Origin of the sequence: Sulfurimonas sp., from assembly GCF_026988655.1 — a bacterium.
GTDB lineage: Bacteria > Campylobacterota > Campylobacteria > Campylobacterales > Sulfurimonadaceae > Sulfurimonas.
This window is the reverse complement of record NZ_JALSKT010000049.1, coordinates 17,617-33,613: the sequence shown is the minus strand read 5'-3', so window position 1 is coordinate 33,613 and position 15,997 is coordinate 17,617. Positions and strand designations below refer to the sequence as shown.

At 36.0% G+C, this 15,997-nt stretch carries 15 protein-coding genes; 9 read left to right on the top strand and 6 right to left on the bottom strand.

All coding sequences use genetic code 11. From position 1 onward, the window contains the following. The first annotated feature begins 12 nt into the window (after window positions 1-12). Together MV052_RS05175 and MV052_RS05170 are read left to right on the top strand one after the other, a co-directional pair. On the top strand, window positions 13-1,845 hold the full coding sequence (locus MV052_RS05175; protein ID WP_297441685.1) for an ABC-F family ATP-binding cassette domain-containing protein: 1,833 nt from the start codon (window positions 13-15) through the stop codon (window positions 1,843-1,845). Then, window positions 1,842-2,363, top strand: a complete 522-nt coding sequence (locus tag MV052_RS05170) for a GNAT family N-acetyltransferase (protein ID WP_297441629.1) — start codon at window positions 1,842-1,844, stop codon at window positions 2,361-2,363. Before MV052_RS05175 ends, MV052_RS05170 begins: the two co-directional genes overlap by 4 nt. Here MV052_RS05170 and dbpA read toward each other — a convergent pair. The 6 genes from dbpA to MV052_RS05140 all read right to left on the bottom strand — a co-directional run bounded on the left by dbpA (window position 2,360) and on the right by MV052_RS05140 (window position 8,829). Continuing rightward, window positions 2,360-3,718 carry an ATP-dependent RNA helicase DbpA gene (gene dbpA, locus MV052_RS05165; RefSeq protein WP_297441628.1) on the bottom strand — a complete coding sequence of 453 codons (1,359 nt, stop codon included), beginning with the start codon at window positions 3,716-3,718 and terminating at the stop codon, window positions 2,360-2,362. The two genes, MV052_RS05170 and dbpA, sit on opposite strands and share 4 nt — an antisense overlap. A 51-nt stretch (window positions 3,719-3,769) precedes the next feature. Then, window positions 3,770-5,011 carry an EAL domain-containing protein gene (locus tag MV052_RS05160; protein WP_297441627.1) on the bottom strand — a complete coding sequence of 414 codons (1,242 nt, stop codon included), beginning with the start codon at window positions 5,009-5,011 and terminating at the stop codon, window positions 3,770-3,772. A gap of 63 nt (window positions 5,012-5,074) precedes the next feature. Next, a complete protein-coding gene (locus MV052_RS05155; protein WP_297441626.1) occupies window positions 5,075-5,845 on the bottom strand; it encodes an RNA methyltransferase in 771 nt (256 codons plus the stop codon). A 72-nt stretch (window positions 5,846-5,917) separates the two neighbouring features. Next, window positions 5,918-6,553: a 2OG-Fe(II) oxygenase gene (locus tag MV052_RS05150; protein ID WP_297441625.1), complete on the bottom strand. Its 636-nt coding sequence runs from the start codon at window positions 6,551-6,553 to the stop codon at window positions 5,918-5,920. Window positions 6,554-6,559: 6 nt separating this feature from the next. Further along, entirely contained in the window at window positions 6,560-7,540 is a 981-nt protein-coding gene (locus tag MV052_RS05145; RefSeq protein WP_297441624.1) for an iron-sulfur cluster assembly scaffold protein, read from the bottom strand. A gap of 65 nt (window positions 7,541-7,605) precedes the next feature. Next, a complete protein-coding gene (locus MV052_RS05140; RefSeq protein WP_297441623.1) occupies window positions 7,606-8,829 on the bottom strand; it encodes a NifS family cysteine desulfurase in 1,224 nt (407 codons plus the stop codon). Between the two features lie 198 nt (window positions 8,830-9,027). On the opposite strand from MV052_RS05140, the gene MV052_RS05135 reads away from it, so the two are divergent. The 7 genes from MV052_RS05135 (at window position 9,028) to MV052_RS05105 (ending at window position 15,987) form a co-directional block, all read left to right on the top strand. Continuing rightward, on the top strand, window positions 9,028-10,581 hold the full coding sequence (locus MV052_RS05135) for a diguanylate cyclase (protein ID WP_297441622.1): 1,554 nt from the start codon (window positions 9,028-9,030) through the stop codon (window positions 10,579-10,581). After that, complete coding sequence (locus tag MV052_RS05130; RefSeq protein ID WP_297441621.1) at window positions 10,581-11,084, top strand: hypothetical protein; 504 nt, start codon at window positions 10,581-10,583, stop codon at window positions 11,082-11,084. Before MV052_RS05135 ends, MV052_RS05130 begins: the two co-directional genes overlap by 1 nt. 16 nt (window positions 11,085-11,100) lie before the next feature. Further along, complete coding sequence (locus MV052_RS05125; RefSeq protein WP_297441620.1) at window positions 11,101-12,957, top strand: methyl-accepting chemotaxis protein; 1,857 nt, start codon at window positions 11,101-11,103, stop codon at window positions 12,955-12,957. A gap of 119 nt (window positions 12,958-13,076) precedes the next feature. After that, window positions 13,077-13,220, top strand: coding sequence for a hypothetical protein (locus tag MV052_RS05120; protein ID WP_297441618.1), 144 nt, complete (start codon window positions 13,077-13,079; stop codon window positions 13,218-13,220). After that, complete coding sequence (locus tag MV052_RS05115) at window positions 13,210-14,382, top strand: FtsX-like permease family protein (protein WP_297441616.1); 1,173 nt, start codon at window positions 13,210-13,212, stop codon at window positions 14,380-14,382. The genes MV052_RS05120 and MV052_RS05115 overlap by 11 nt, the downstream gene beginning before the upstream one ends. Beyond that, entirely contained in the window at window positions 14,379-15,047 is a 669-nt protein-coding gene (locus MV052_RS05110; protein WP_297441614.1) for an ABC transporter ATP-binding protein, read from the top strand. The genes MV052_RS05115 and MV052_RS05110 overlap by 4 nt, the downstream gene beginning before the upstream one ends. Beyond that, the gene (locus MV052_RS05105) at window positions 15,040-15,987 is read left to right on the top strand and encodes a hypothetical protein (protein WP_297441612.1); all 948 of its coding nucleotides are present in this window, start codon (window positions 15,040-15,042) and stop codon (window positions 15,985-15,987) included. The genes MV052_RS05110 and MV052_RS05105 overlap by 8 nt, the downstream gene beginning before the upstream one ends. Window positions 15,988-15,997 lie beyond the last annotated feature (10 nt).

The following is a 15,997-nucleotide window of genomic DNA, read 5'->3' as shown; positions in this document are numbered from 1 at the left end:
TACACTTGCGTTATGATTCAACTAACAAATATTTCAAAATCTTTTACATCACAAGAACTTTTTAAAAACCTTAACTTCAAGCTCAATGCAGGCAACCGCCTTGGGCTTGTTGGTCGCAATGGAAGTGGAAAATCTACTCTTTTTAAAATCATTCTCAATGAAGAACACCCAGACAGCGGTGATGTTGTTATCCCGAAAAATTACCGTATTGGTACACTGAAACAACATCTTACCTTTAGTGAAAAAACACTAAAAGAAGAAGCAGCCCTTGCACTCAGTGAAGAGATGCAGTACGATACCTACAGAGTAGAAAAGATACTTTTTGGACTTGGCTTTAATGCTAAGGACTTAGAAAAAGACCCGCTCTCATTTTCTGGTGGCTATCAGATACGCATCAACCTTGCAAAGCTTTTAGTCACCGAACCAAATCTCTTGCTTCTTGATGAACCTACCAATTATCTTGACATTGTCTCACTTCGCTGGCTCAAAACATTTTTAAGAAGTTTTGATGGAGAAGTCATTCTCATCACCCATGATAGAAATTTTATGGATGGTGTTTGTACGCACACAGCAGGCATTGTAAGAAAAAATATTCGAGTCGTTGAGGGTAACACCAAAAAGTTTTACGAGCAACTCAAAGCTGAAGATGAACTCCATCAAAAACAAAAAGTAGCACAAGATAAAAAGGTCAAAGAGCTTGAAGAGTTCATCGCAAAAAACAAAGCTAGAGCTTCCACCGCAGCACTAGCACAATCAAAAGTAAAACAACTCGAGAAGATGGATAGGCTTGAGGATTTGGGAAATGAGTCTTCTCTTGCTTTTCATTTTAACTATAAAGAGACCCCTGCAAAAATTTTACTTGATGTGAAAGAGTTAAGTTTTGGCTATACGCCTGAGAAGACTCTCTTTGAAAATATCTCTTTTACTCTTGCAAAGGGTGAAACACTCGGCATCATCGGGAAAAATGGAAAAGGAAAATCGACACTTTTAAATACTATCGCCGGTGAACTCAAACAAAACAGTGGCGAAGTCAATTTTAATACTGCTACTGCGTTTGCACACTTTGGACAAACAAACATTTCACACCTCAGCCCAGACAACAGCATCATGGATGAGATTTACAATGCAAATGCAAAACTCAGTGAAGCCAATGTTCGCAGTATCTGCGGAGGAATGATGTTTAGCGGTGATAGAGCTGAGAAAAAGATATCGCTCCTCTCCGGTGGAGAAAAAAGCCGTGTTATGCTTGGTCAAATTATCGCAAGAGAAGTCAATCTTTTACTCCTTGATGAACCAACAAATCACCTTGATATGCAAAGCATAGAAGCACTTACCAACGCCATCAACAGCTTTGAGGGCTCAAGCATCATCGTAACCCACTCTGAAGAGTTACTGCGCCGTGTATGTGACCGACTGATTATCTTTGCAAAAGAGGGTGCAGAGTATTTTGATGGTACATATGATGAGTTCTTGGAAAAAATTGGCTGGGATGATGAAGAGCTTGAGGAAAAAGTGAAAACGGCTCCAAAATCAAACAACAAAGAAAACAAAAAACTCCGTGCAGAGCTTGTACGAGAACGCAACAAACTCGCTTCGCCTTTAAAGAAAAAAGTTGATAAGCTTGAAGAGAAGATCATGAACCTTGAAAACACGCTTTCACTCAAACATGAAGAACTCATAGAAGCTTCAAATAAAGGAGATAGTGCTACACTTATGGAGCTTTCAAAAACAGTCTCAGATATGGAGAATCAAGTTGAAGAGTTCTTTGAAGAGTTAGAAGTTGAGCAAACGCAGCTTGATGACATTATGCAAAAGTATGAAGAAAAAATCGAGGAGTTAGGATGAGTTTAGAGCTTTATTTTTTAAGAAGTAGTGAACAAAAGATAGTGAGTGATATGCTTTATCATGCACAAGGGCTCAAAGAAAATGCCATCTACAGTGATTTTTTCGGACTCTCAAACAAAGACTTAGGACTCTATGCCATGCAAGACAATGTCTTAGCCGGAGCTATCTGGAGCAGAAAACTAAACGCAGCACACAAGTCAAATGGCTTTGTAGATGAAGATACTCCAGTTGTCAACCTCGCAGTAAAACCTGAATTTAGAAATCAAGGCATAGCTACTGCCATGATAGAGCAGTTTTTACTTGAAGCTGGCTCACTCTATGAGAGTTTAAGTATCAGTGTTTTGGATGATCTCAAAAGTATAAAATTTTTAGAGAAGTTTGGTTTTGAAGTTGTGCTTGATAGCCAACATACAAGTTATGCGGATAAAAAGCCCAGCATCATTATGAAAAAAGCACTACAAAAAAAAGAGATTGTTCGTCCGACTGATGGGTATGATGCTCAAAAGTGGATGGATTAAAGAATCCACACACTAAATTTTTTGTTTTTAATTTTGCCATTTTTTAGTTTCTTATGTGCTTCATCAACAAGTGAGTTTTCTATCGCTACATAACTTTGTCTGTCATAAATATCTATCTTCCCAATGCTCGCACCTTGGAGTCCCGCCTCGCCTGTCAAAGCGCCGAGTATATCCCCTGCACGAACCTTGTCTTTTTTACCACCCTCTATAACAAGCGTCACGTACTGTGGCTTCATCTCAAAGCCCTGCTCTTTTTTCAGCGTAGCAGCATCTAAGAAATTACGACTTGTATCTTCTTCATACTCTTCTATCTTGTGCGCTTCTCTATCGCTGTAAAGTGTGATGGCTATACCTTCAGCCCCTGCACGTCCTGTTCTTCCTATGCGGTGTGTATACGTCTCCATACCATGAGGCAGATCATAATTTACCACTAAGCTCAACTCTTTGATGTCAAGCCCACGAGCCGCTACATCTGTTGCCACTAAAATAGGACACGATTTGTTAGCAAACTGTACAAGCACATCATTACGCTCATACTGTTCTAAATCGCCATGAATTGCCAAAGCATCTATCTTGTTTTGTACCAAAGACTCAGCAAGTTCTTTTGCTTCTAGTTTTGTATTTGTAAACACGATGACATTTTCAGGCTTGTAGCTTGAGAAAATCTTTATAAGCGTATCGACTTTATCATTTGTTTCATAAAAGTCTTGGACTATTTTATTTTGCACTTCTTTTGTTGTTGTTTTTACACTTACTGCATCATTTTGAATTCTTTTACTGATATCCAAGATCTCGTCATCATAGGTAGCAGAAAAAAGTAGCGTTTGTCTCCCTTTTGGAACAAAACCAAGCACATTTTCTATCTCCTCTATAAAGCCCATATCTAACATTCTATCGGCTTCATCAAAGACTAAAGTTTTTAAGTTAGAAAGCTCTAAGCTCTCTTTGTTTAAGTGCTTTAAAACACGTCCTGGTGTTCCAACTATGATATGCGCTTGATGCTCAAGTGAGCCTAACTGCTTCCCAAATGATTCACCACCGGTCAGCATAAGGATTTTGATATTGTGTTGAAATCTTGCAATGCGACGAAGCTCTTTTGCTACTTGATCAGCTAGTTCGCGGGTTGGACAAAGTATCAAAGACTGTACACGGAATTTTTTTACATCAAGGTGTGAGAGTACCCCAATACCAAAGGCAGCGGTCTTTCCACTGCCTGTTTTTGCTTGGGCGATAACATCGCGACCTTCAAGTATAAAAGGCAGCGCCTCTTCTTGGATAGGTGTCATCTCTGTATAGCCTAGAGAGTGAAGTGTTTGGAGCATTTCTTTTGTAAGTGGGAGTTTTGAGAAGTTCATAGTGTCAATTCTTTTTTAAAATTATACCCTTATTTTATTCTTGTCAGGCACTTACTCTTGCGGATTATTAAATTCATTAACCTTTTCGATAGCTTCCATGACAGCTCTGTCTATACTTCCTGGTGCCAATTTATACTTTTGTTCAAATTTGAAAATATCATACACTTCAATGTTTTCAATATCTCTCACTGTTTTATAAATATCGCCCAACAGACCGGCATCCTCCAAGAGTGCGTCTTTTACAGGATCTGAGACATTAATGCTCTTGAGTATATTTTCCAATGGCATAGAAAAAATGGTATCTATAAGAGAGAGAACCCCTACCAAATACGCCTCTCCAAGTTTGCTATTACCTGCCTCAGGGTTTATGTCTTTTAAAATGAGTTCCATAAGCTGTGTTCTGTTTTGAACCATCAACATCAAGGGCTCATGGTGCTTGTTTTTTGAAAGCGATTTAGAGTAAATCATCAGCATAAGCCATTTCGCTAAAGTGATACGACCCATTAAGGTAATAACATGATGAATAGAAGAAATTTTATTTCTAAAATGAAAAGCGCCAGAGTTGATAAACTGTAAAAGTTGTACAGTAATCTCTGGAGTTTTTTCAAACTCTGCTGTAATATCCGCAATGTCTGTATCTTGTATTAACAAATTGTAAAGATTAAGAACATTCATTTGTGCAGGTTCGTATTTAGCATTTTCTACGATTTTTGGTTTGGCAAAAAAGTAGCCTTGAAAACAGTCAAAACCTATCTTTTGTGCTACTTCATAAGTATCACTATCTTCAATTTTTGTGGCGATAAGTTCAATCCCTAGTTTTTTCATAGGTTGCAAGAGTGGAGCGACTTCAGTTTCCATACTCACATCAAAATCAATCTTAAAAAAATTAATCTCTTTGAACACTTCTCGATATTTTTCTAGACTTTGGGGAATAAGTTTTGTATCATTTATAGCAAGAAGATAGCCTTTAGCGTGAAGTTGTTGGATACGTTCAATGACTCTTTCATCAAGAACAACACTCTCCAAAATGTCAAAAACAAAAAAATCCTTAGGAATGGAGAAGATGATGTCATTGAGTAAAAATTTCTCATCAACTTTGATAAATGCCCGTTTATCTTCTAAGAGTGCTTTTGTTCCAAACTTATTTAAGATATTGCTAATCACTGTTGCACTTGCATAACGGTCACTCTCAATGTGACTCGCTTTGTTTACATCTCGATAGAGAATCTCATACGCACATATATCAGAGTTTCTATCTAAAATCGGCTGTCTTGCTAAATATACACTTTCCATCTTATTATTTCCCGTATAATTCTATTGTTTGTTGATTATATCACAAAGTAATTGTATCTTTCATCATTTGCTTAATGTATACATCATTATCGAAGCAGCTACACCTACATTAAAGCTTTTAATCCCCTCTTGCATCTCAATAGTTACAATTTCATCACATTCATCTAAAATCTCTTCTGCGATACCTCTTCCTTCATGCCCCATAATTAGCACCCATTTATTTACTGCGTTTAGCTCTCCTAGTGGCGTAGAACCTTCCCTCACTTCAGCGGCATATACTCTGTAGCCTTTTGATTTTAATGCTTTTATAGTCTCAAGGATATCATCATAAATATATGTTTTAAGTCTGTGCGCATACCCCATAGATACTCGTAATGCACGTCTGTTAAAAGGGTGTGGAGATGATTTTGCTAAGAAGTAGGTGCCTACACCTAAAGCCGCAGCACTTCTAGCAATCGAGCCAACATTTTCACTTGAAGTAATATTGTCTAGCATAATGATGTTGTCATCTGCTTCATCTAAGGTTATATCTTTTGGGCGTATGCCATGCATCATACAATGATGATGAATTTTATGCCCTACAATTTTACCCATTTGCTCTTTTGTTGTCAGGTAGACTTTTGCTATGTTTTTCGAGGCGACTAAGTCAAAAAACTCATCATAATACTCTTGTGTTGCAAGTATGCTCTTTACTTCTACATCACTCTCTAGAAGTAAGTTTACCACCTTAGGAGAGTCAGCTATAAAGCTTCTATCACTTCTAAACGCAGCTTCACGTAACTCTTTGTAAATTTGTAACTCTGGTATCTCTATATCATCTATTTTTATAATCATATGTTATTTTAGGATAAAATAGCTTATGAAGATACTTTTAATGGAAGATGATGCTGTTTTATCAACAATCTATTACTTATCCACTCTAAACCATCCTGCTATGGAGCTGCGTTTAGCCTTACAGGCTAGGACTTCATGGGGAAAATCTTCACTCATAAATACTACCAAAGTATTTGCTTTTGGTAAAACTCTGCTTATCTCTTTGCCTTCTTTATCATAAATGATTAGCTCGCCCCCATCATTACTATCCCACACTTCATTGAGATAATAAACAGTCGTCACAACACGATTTTTGGCTGATGCAAAGGCATCGAGATGCTTTTCATAAAAGTCTCCCACCTCATACACTGCAAAATGGGCTTCATAGTAGCTTAGTCCAAGGTATAGATGACGATTGAGATATGACTGCAGGCCTTGTGCAAAGCTCAGATAGGCAGTTGTTGTCTCTGTATCAGCATCAAGCCACTTGATTTTATCTCGTCGTCTATTTTCATCGCGTAAAGAACTACTAGAAATTCCCGCTTTTTTAAAGTTGTTGATTTGGTTTGAAGTTTCAAAGAGTTGTTTACAAAGTTGTGGATCTAGTGCATTTTCTATGACGATATAACCATCATTTACTAAAGCATCAGTAATTTTTTCATATAAGTTATCATACATAAAAGTATTGTAACCAGAAAGAAATTCCCAGTCAAGCTGGGCATTTCTCATTTGCGTCTAAACTGGTAAAACGCGAATTTTATCTGAAAGTTTTTCTTTTAATGTTGATTCAATCGCGTACAAGGTACCTGTTGCAGATGATGCACAGCCATCACATGCACCAAGATAACGAATGTAGATATCAATATAGTCATCATTTTTCTTAATGTCAATGATCTCCATGTTTCCGCCATCCATGATAAGAAATTGACGTACATTTTCATCTATAACTGCATCAACAGCTTTGATTTGTTGTACAAGTGTCATCTCTTCAAATTTACCACCACCAGCTGCCATAGCATCTGCTGCTGCTTTCATCTTTTCTTCATCCATCTCTTTACGAGTCTGCTCTAAAATGTCAACAAGGTACCATTCTCTATCTTCATGACCACCTGGTTTGATACAAGATTTACAAAAACCACCTGCTTTTGTATAGTCTGTAATCTCTTCAACAGTTTTAAGATCATTGAGTTTGATAACCTCTTGAATTGTTCCAAGTGAAACACGTGCACATTCACAAACAATGATCTCTTCTTCAAAACTTCCTTCATCAACCCCAAGGTAAAGTGAAGCAGCTTTTTTGATAACATCATAAGCCATTACAGAACAGTGCATTTTTTGTGGTGGAACAGCTGGTGTTTCAGGGTCATCACGAAGCGCTAATTCAACGTCAATATTTGTAATTTTAACAGCTTCTTGTACTGTTTTGCCTATACAAAGTTCAGTCATAACATCACTTGATGCGATAGCTGTACCACATCCAAAAGATTTAAACTTAGAGTTTACAATCTTATCTGTTTTAGGATCAATTTCCCAGTATAGTCTTACTGCATCTCCACAAGATTCTGCTCCAAAATCTGCAACGATAAGCTTGTTACCATGAGACTCAGCCTCTTCTGGTGTTATTTCCCCTTGATGCTGAGGATTATTCATTAATGTTGTTACTTTATTTGAGTAGGCGTCCCATAGAGACTCGCCTAGTATATCTGCTTTTGCCATACTTTCTTTCCTTTAAATTTATTTTATAAATTTTAAGGGAACCTTTTCATTTCCCTTATCTATTTTTAGTGTGCCATATGATGAGGAATGTGACATTCCCCAGCTTCTCCACCTGGAGTTGGTGCAACTTTCGCAAATGAACTTGAGATCATACGTAAACGAGCAACAGCCTCTTTAAAGTGACTGATAGTGTAATCAATCTCTTCATCAGTTGTAAATCTTGAAAGACTTAGTCTGATACCAGTGTGTGCTAGTTCATTATCAGCACCGATTGCAAGCATAACAGTGTTCGCTTCCAAGTCAGCAGATGCACAAGCAGAACCAGTTGATGCTCCGATTTGACCATTGTTTAAGTCCCAAAGCATACCCTCACCCTCAACGCCTCTAATAGAAATCAAGATAGTATTTGGTGTACGATTTTCTCTATCACCAACGACAAATGTGTCACTGAGTTTTAATAATTCATCTTCGAGTCTATCACGTTTTTCTCGGATAGAAGCCATCGTTTTTTCAAGGTCAGTAGTCGCAAGCTCAACAGCTTTTCCCATACCAACAATAAACGGAACGTTAAGTGTTCCAGAGCGACGACCACCCATTTGTTCACCACCATGAAGAAGTGGAGTAAGTGGTTGAGAGTCCTTAATATAAAGAGCACCTACACCTTTTGGTCCATGAAATTTGTGCGCTGAAAATGAGATAAAATCCACATGCACATCTTGTAAATCAACAGGAATTTTTCCTACTGCTTGTACGGCATCAGAGTGAAAAAGAACACCTTTTTCTTTACAAATCTCACCAATCTCTTTAATTGGGTTAATCATTCCAGTCTCATTACTTGCCCACATAATACTAACAAGTGCAGTTTTATCTGTAATAAAAGACTTTACAGTATGTGCTTCAACAACACCTTGATCGTTGACAGGAAGATAAGTAACTTTTACACCTTGATCTTCTAACCAACGACAAGTAGAAAGTACTGAGGGATGCTCTACTTCAGTTGTCACGATATGGTTCATCTTACCGTGTTTAATATAATCATTATACACTGATTGTAGTACCCAGTTGTTTGATTCTGTTGCACATGATGTGAAAACTATATCATCTTTATCACTAGCGTTAATACCTTTATAAACTTGATCTATTGCTTTACTAAGCGCAGGATGACTCGCTGTTCCAAATTTATGAAGTGAGTTAGGATTTCCATAAAGCTCACTAAAAAATGGTTGCATTACTTCTACTACTTGTGGGTCACACATCGTAGTAGCGTTATTATCTAAATAAACTTGCATATATTTACCTCTTCATTTGGGTTATATTTCTAAATAAGACTATTTTTGTCTTCTTTTACTTTTGACATCATATTAGCTTTGTCATTATGATTTGCTTAAGACTAACTGAGGTCATATTTACTTTAAGAATAAAAAAAGTAATCTCTATAGTTAATTTACGATATAATAATAACATAACTAAACTCTCACTGGAAATTCATGCTTGAAACAAAACGAAACAAGATAATAGCAACGACTCTTTTGTTTATCTTTATTACTATTGCAACGATACAGATTATCAAAAAGATAGAATCTAACAAACGAGAGTATTATCTTCATATACAAAGTCAACTTTTTGTTAAAGAGTATACAACTTGGCACAAATATCTAAAGATAATGTCTCAAGATATCTACACAATGTATACAAATAACACAAAACTTATGCAACTCTTAGATAAAGCATCATATAGCTCCGAGCAAGAGCAAAACATCATTCGTACAGAAGTTTATAATCAACTCAAAAAAAACTATAAACGTCTTGAGCATATGGGTATCTCTCAAGTTCATTTTCATTTGCCAAACAATGTAAGTTTTTTACGAATGTATGCCCCACAAGACTATGGCGATGATTTGTCTCAAACAAGAGAGGGTATTGTCCTCACAAACAAAACACTGCAAGCACAAGAAGGTTTTGAAGTCTGTCCTTATCTTCTTGGATATAGATTTATCTACCCTCTTTTTTATAAGAATAAGCATATTGGTAGTGTAGAGATTAGTTACTCTGACGCATCTATCATACAAAACCTTATTGAAAATTTTGTATATGACTCCCATGTCCTTGTATCTAAAGAGATTGCTATAAACACACCTCTAGCACAACAACATGGGATAGTCTACAAAAAAACATGGGAATCTGATGCATATTATATTGACGCTGCAACGCATCAAAAGATTAAAGACCAAAACTTTTATGATATGATCAATAAAATCCAACTCAAACAAAAACTACAAGAAAGTATACAAGAGGCCAAACCTTTTTCTCAAAATTTTGACTACAACTACCAACAAATTGTTGTAAACTTTTTACCAATTCCTGGATTTTATAGTAAAAATATTGCTTACTTAGTAACCTATACAAAGTCCACCTACCTCAGCCGTCTCGAGATAGAAAAGAACTATATAACACTACTTTTTTGTGTTGTTATCTTTTTTTTTTATATCTTTTCCCTTTATCTTATAATATCAAGAGAAAAACTCAAAGAACTTGCGCTTTTTGATCCCTTAACGCAACTCCCAAACAGAGCACTTTTCAAAGTTGAATTCCATAATGAACTCAATCGAGCACAGAGATACAAGCGTAAAGTTGCATTACTTTTTATTGATCTTGATGGATTTAAGGCTGTAAATGATACCTACGGACATCATGCAGGAGATCAAATTTTAGAGTTTGTTGCTAATGTTTTAAGTTCATCTATTCGTAGTATAGACATTGCTTCTAGATTTGCTGGTGATGAATTTGCTGTATTACTTTCAAACATTCATAATGATGCTGATGCTCTAAAAGTAGCCAACAACATCATGGAAAAAATAAACGAAGGAACTTCAATAAATCACAAAATCGTGAAAGTGGGTGCGAGTATAGGGATATCTCTCTATCCTGAGCATTCACAAAATAATGAAGAGCTCATTAGGTTTGCCGATAAGGCTATGTACGAAGCGAAAAAGCTGGGGAAAAACCGAGCTATTATCTATCAAAACAAGGAAAATAATTAATGTGTAATTTTAACAATCAAAGTGACGAGACAAAAGCAACTATTCATCTTTTTATGAGTAAAGCTGCCAAAAGCATCGGAGGAGTCAACTATTTACTTGCTCTCATTGAAGCCATGCGTGCTAAGAAACCAAACCCTCTTATGCAAAAAAATATGCAGATAGCGTCTAACAACTCTATCATTCAATGGAATAAAGTTGTTTTTAAAGACAAAGTTGATCTTATTGAAAAAATTCTTGTAGCCCATAGAGAAGCACAAGAAAAAGATTTTAATATTTTAAATGTTGAAAGTAAAAAAGAGAAAAAAAATATTATCAACATGGCAAGAACAGTGTCGCCTCTAAAGTTTATAGTAAAACCACAAAACCCAAATGATGGAGAAGGTTTTAGCTTTGGAGTCTTTGATACACTTGAAGATGATACACTCATTTTTAATCCCATCTTCATTGCAATGTTTTTCTGCTCTAGCGAGTTTACAAAAAAAGCACTAAAATACAAGATATAAAAAAAGGATTTTTTATATGACTATCAAAAATAAACTTATCTCTGTTATGGCTATCTCAGTAGTCTCTATTCTTGCAAATATTTTTATCGTTAATTATATGCTGAGTTCTAGCCACCTGATTGAATCAACCAAACTTAATGTATATAAGATAGATAATGATTTAAAAGGCTTGATGATAAGTGCAAGTGATTTTTTAGAATATAAACATCAAAAAAACATTGACAATTTTTCTTTACAATACACTACAACTATGAAAGATGCACAGTCACTCAAAAAGAAGCTACTCACTCTTGATATAGAACCAAGCGGAATCGATAAAATCATAAAAAACACACAGCTCTATAAAGAGAGCTTTTCAAAGATTGTGAAAATACAAAAAGAGATAGGTTTTACTCCAAAAGATGGTCTTAACAAAAAGCTAGCAAATGCCATTCGTCAAGCAGAACTTTTTGCCAAAAAATCTCAAAATGCTGATGTCTTTAGTATGGTTCTGACCTTAGGAAACTTGGAAAAAAGTTTCGAACTATCTCACAATAAAAAATATCTAAAAAAATTCAAACGTTCTTACAATGCACTTATCTATTATATAGACAGAAATATTGAAAATTCTAAACATATCAAAAGTGACCTACAAGCATATAAAAAGTATTTTACTGCTCTTGTCAAAGCAACTGAGTTAAAAGGTTTTGACTCGACCAAAGGGCTGCTTGGAGAAATGAATGCACTTGTAATACAAAATCAAAAACTCTTAAACAATATACATAAAACTTATGCCCCAATTCTTGAAGATAAAATTGCTTTTACTTCAACGCTTTCTTTAATCATGCAGCTTATTTTTGGAGCCGTAATTGTTATTTTATTACTCCTTATCATCAACTCTATAGTTGAGCCTATTAAAAAGCTCATAAACACAGCTAAAGAGCTTACTCAAGGAGATGGTGACCTTACCATCAGACTTGCCACAGATACAAAAGATGAGATAGCACAAGCAAACTACTATATCAACCAGTTTATAGAAAAAGTTCAAGAAGTTTTAAAAGTAGTTATAGACTCATCTAAACAAAACCTCAACGCTTCAACTTATCTTGAGACAACAGCACATACCGTAGAAAAACGCTCAGAAGAAGAGAACAGTGAACTCAATGAGACAGTCAATGAAGGACGTGTGATGCGTGATGCTCTGAGTCATGCAATCGAAGAAGCACAAGAGGGAAAACAAAACCTCATTCAATCAAATGAGAACCTGAATGAAACAAAGAAAGACATCTTAACACTCGTTGATAAAGTACAAAACTCTTCAGAGCTACAAATGGAACTAGCACAAGGACTCAGCCAACTCTCACAAGATGCTTCACAAGTCAAAGATGTATTAACAGTCATTGCAGACATTGCAGACCAGACAAATCTTCTTGCGCTAAACGCAGCGATTGAGGCTGCTCGTGCAGGTGAGCATGGACGTGGTTTTGCCGTCGTTGCCGATGAAGTTAGAAAACTTGCAGAACGCACACAGAAATCTCTTTCAGAGATAAATGCCACTGTAAATGTCATCGTTCAGGCTATCGTTGAGAGTTCAGAGCAGATGAACAATAACTCTACTGAGATGGAAGAACTCGCAGCTATTTCTATGAGTGTAGGAGACAAAATAAACGCAACTTCAGAAATAATGACGCAATCAACACAAATGAGTGAAAACATTCTTGATGGTTATAGAGAAAATGCGGATAAAACAGACACAATTATACAAAAGATTCAACATGTCAGCCAAATTTCAAATGAAAACCTTCATAGTATAGATGATGTTGCAAAAGCAAGTGTGAAGATTCGTCAATCTACCCAAGAGTTAAACAAGCATCTCGAGGTCTTTAAAGTTTAAAAGGAAATTTTATTTTATTAAGACACTTTACATTGCTCGTACTTGGGCTTCTTGGTCTCTTCCTTTTTACCCTCCTTCTTGTTCTTAGCAAGCAAACGAATACGAAGGAGATACAAAGTTTGAGCAAACTTACAAAACTACCGGGTTTTGCTTCTTCTACTTCATTTTTAGAACATCGTATCCACTGCTATAGAGATAGCTCAAACCAACTCTATCCGAAGATGCAAGACCTCAAACAGATGGACTTTGTGTATGCGCAATAAATTCAACTTTTTACTTATCTTATTACGTAGCAACCCTAAAAAACATCTCGGGATTTTTATTCTCTCCTCTGTGCTTATCTGGCTTCTTGCAAGTGTGCTTTTTATCTCTTCATCAATACAAAAAGATATCTTTGCAACACTTGATGCACAAGCAGACATTACCCTGCAACGCTACAAAGATGGACTGCGTTTAGATACCCCACAAAGTTGGCTAGATGAAGCGCTTGCCATTCAAGGAGTAGAAAAAGCACAGGGACGCATTTATGGCATACATTATTATGAACCAAAAGAAGAACATTTCACCATAGTCGGCATAGATTTTTATGATGAACAGATAGAACAAGAACTTCAAACACTTCTCAAAAGTATTGATATAGAAAAATTTCTCTCACGAAAAAATATGATTATTGGCTCAGGTGTTAAAGAATTTTTTGACACATATGCCTACACAAACTCTTACACTTTTAGACCACCAGATAGAAGCAAAGAAAAGGTCTATATTTATGATACACTCCCCAAAGAGACAAATCTTATCGGCAGTGATGTTATCTTGATGGATAGTGATGAAGCCCGTAAAATTCTTGGCATTCCTGAGGGATATGTCAGTGATATTATCCTTAAAGTTCCCAACAAAAAAGAGCGCCAAATGGTCTATGAAAAGCTTCTTATATCCCACTTTGACAGCAGAATCATTACAAAAGAAGATATCGCAAAACATTATAAAAATCTTTTTAACTATAAAGGTGGTGTTTTCCTTATCCTTTACCTTATCGCACTCAGTACATTTTTACTCATACTCTACCAAAGATACTCCATGATAAAGACAGAAGATGCCAAAGAAGTAGCCATATTACGCTCACTTGGATGGCAGATAAAAGAGATCATTTGGTTTAAACTTTTAGAGAACTTTATAATCGTATTTTTTGCTTATCTTACGGGAGTGACAGCCGCTTTAATCTATGTTTATTATTTGAGTGCGCCTCTACTAAAGTATATCTTTGTCGGCTATCAAAACCTCAACAACAAGGCATCTTTTTCTCCAAGTATTAGTACAAATGACTTGAGTCTGCTTTTTATTCTCTTTGTTACGCCTTTTTTACTCGCCATAGTCATACCGGTGTGGAAGCTTGCCATCACCGAAGCAAATGAGGTTATGAAATGATACAAATACAAAACCTCAACAAAGATTTTAAAGAAAAAAATGGCGAAATTTTTCATGCCTTGAAAAATATTACTCTTAGTGTTGCGCAAGGTGAATTTGTTCTACTCAAAGGTGTGAGTGGTAGTGGAAAAAGCACCCTCTTACATATTTTAGCTTCACAACTCAAACCAACAAGCGGAAGCGTAGAAGTCGCTGGTGAAAACATTGCTTCATATTCAGATTATCACGCTTCGCTCTATCGACGTGATATCACAGCCTATATTACCCAGTCCTTTCATCTTTTTAATGCACTCACTGTCGAAGAAAATCTTCTCCCAGCCCTTGTCATTAAAGATCTAAACGCAGTGCAGATAAACGCAGCCCAACAAAAAGCTATGGAGCTTGCTAATATTGCCCATAAAGCAAAACAAAAAGTCTCAAACCTCTCAGGAGGAGAAAAACAAAGAGCCATCATCGCTAGAGCCATCGTAAGTGATGCCCAAATCATCCTTTGTGATGAACCAACAGCAAATTTAGACAAAGAAAACTCTCTACTTTTTATCGAGATACTTACAAAATTAAAAGCAAAAGGCAAAACTATCATTATCGCTACGCATGACCCAATTTTTGACACATGCAAGATCATCGATAAAAGCTTGAGTATTAAAGAAGGTACTCTTGAGTAGTATCTTTCTCTCTGCTCATGTCACTATCACGCTCTTTATCGCCTTATTGGTACTTATAGCCCTCACCATAGCTGCGTTTAACACAGTCCAAATTCTCAAACAATATAGACCCAACGCAGTAAGTCAAATGCAGTATGAACTAGAAAAAAGGTCTTATCTTATTACAACACTCATACAGCTCTCACTTCTTATAAATATCTTTCTTTTAGGCTTTTTTATTTATACGCTTAATGATTTAGCCTCTCTCATCCCTGGTGCTATGTGTGCTGCAGGCGTTGTAGGAGCAAACCCATTTGGAAATCCACTCCTTATACTCAAAATTATTATCATTCTCTGCTCTTTGCTCTGGCTTTCACTCAACCATCAAGATTACTACTCTAAACAGCATCCCTACTTCAAGAAAAAACTCTACTTTTTTCTTTTTATTTATTTTTTAATACTTCTAAACGCCATTGTAGAAATAAACTTTTTTGCCAATCTCTCAACACTTACACCAGTGCTTTGCTGTTCAAATATTTACGCAAAAACAACAACTGCAATGCCCTTTCATTTGACTACAGGTGTTTTAGTCACTCTATTTTATGCAATGTTTTTTCTTTTATTATTTTTGTTACACTTGAAAAAAAGAGTACTCATCACTGCGTTTAGCATCCTCTTTTTGTATGTATCGTACCTGAGTATCACCTACTTTTTTAGTACCTATATTTATGAGCTTCCAACACATAAGTGTCCCTATTGTATCTTAGGATTTGACTACTACTATGTCGGGTATTTTATCTATGGCGCTCTACTTTTAGCAACTTTTTATGCCTTAAACACAGCCTTATTTAACTTTGAAGATAAAAGTTACAAGAGGGCTTCTTATTTGTATATGGTATTTGTTTTTCTTATTTCTATAAAATTTATTTATTATCTTTTAATAAATCACACACTTTTATAATCTCTATCAG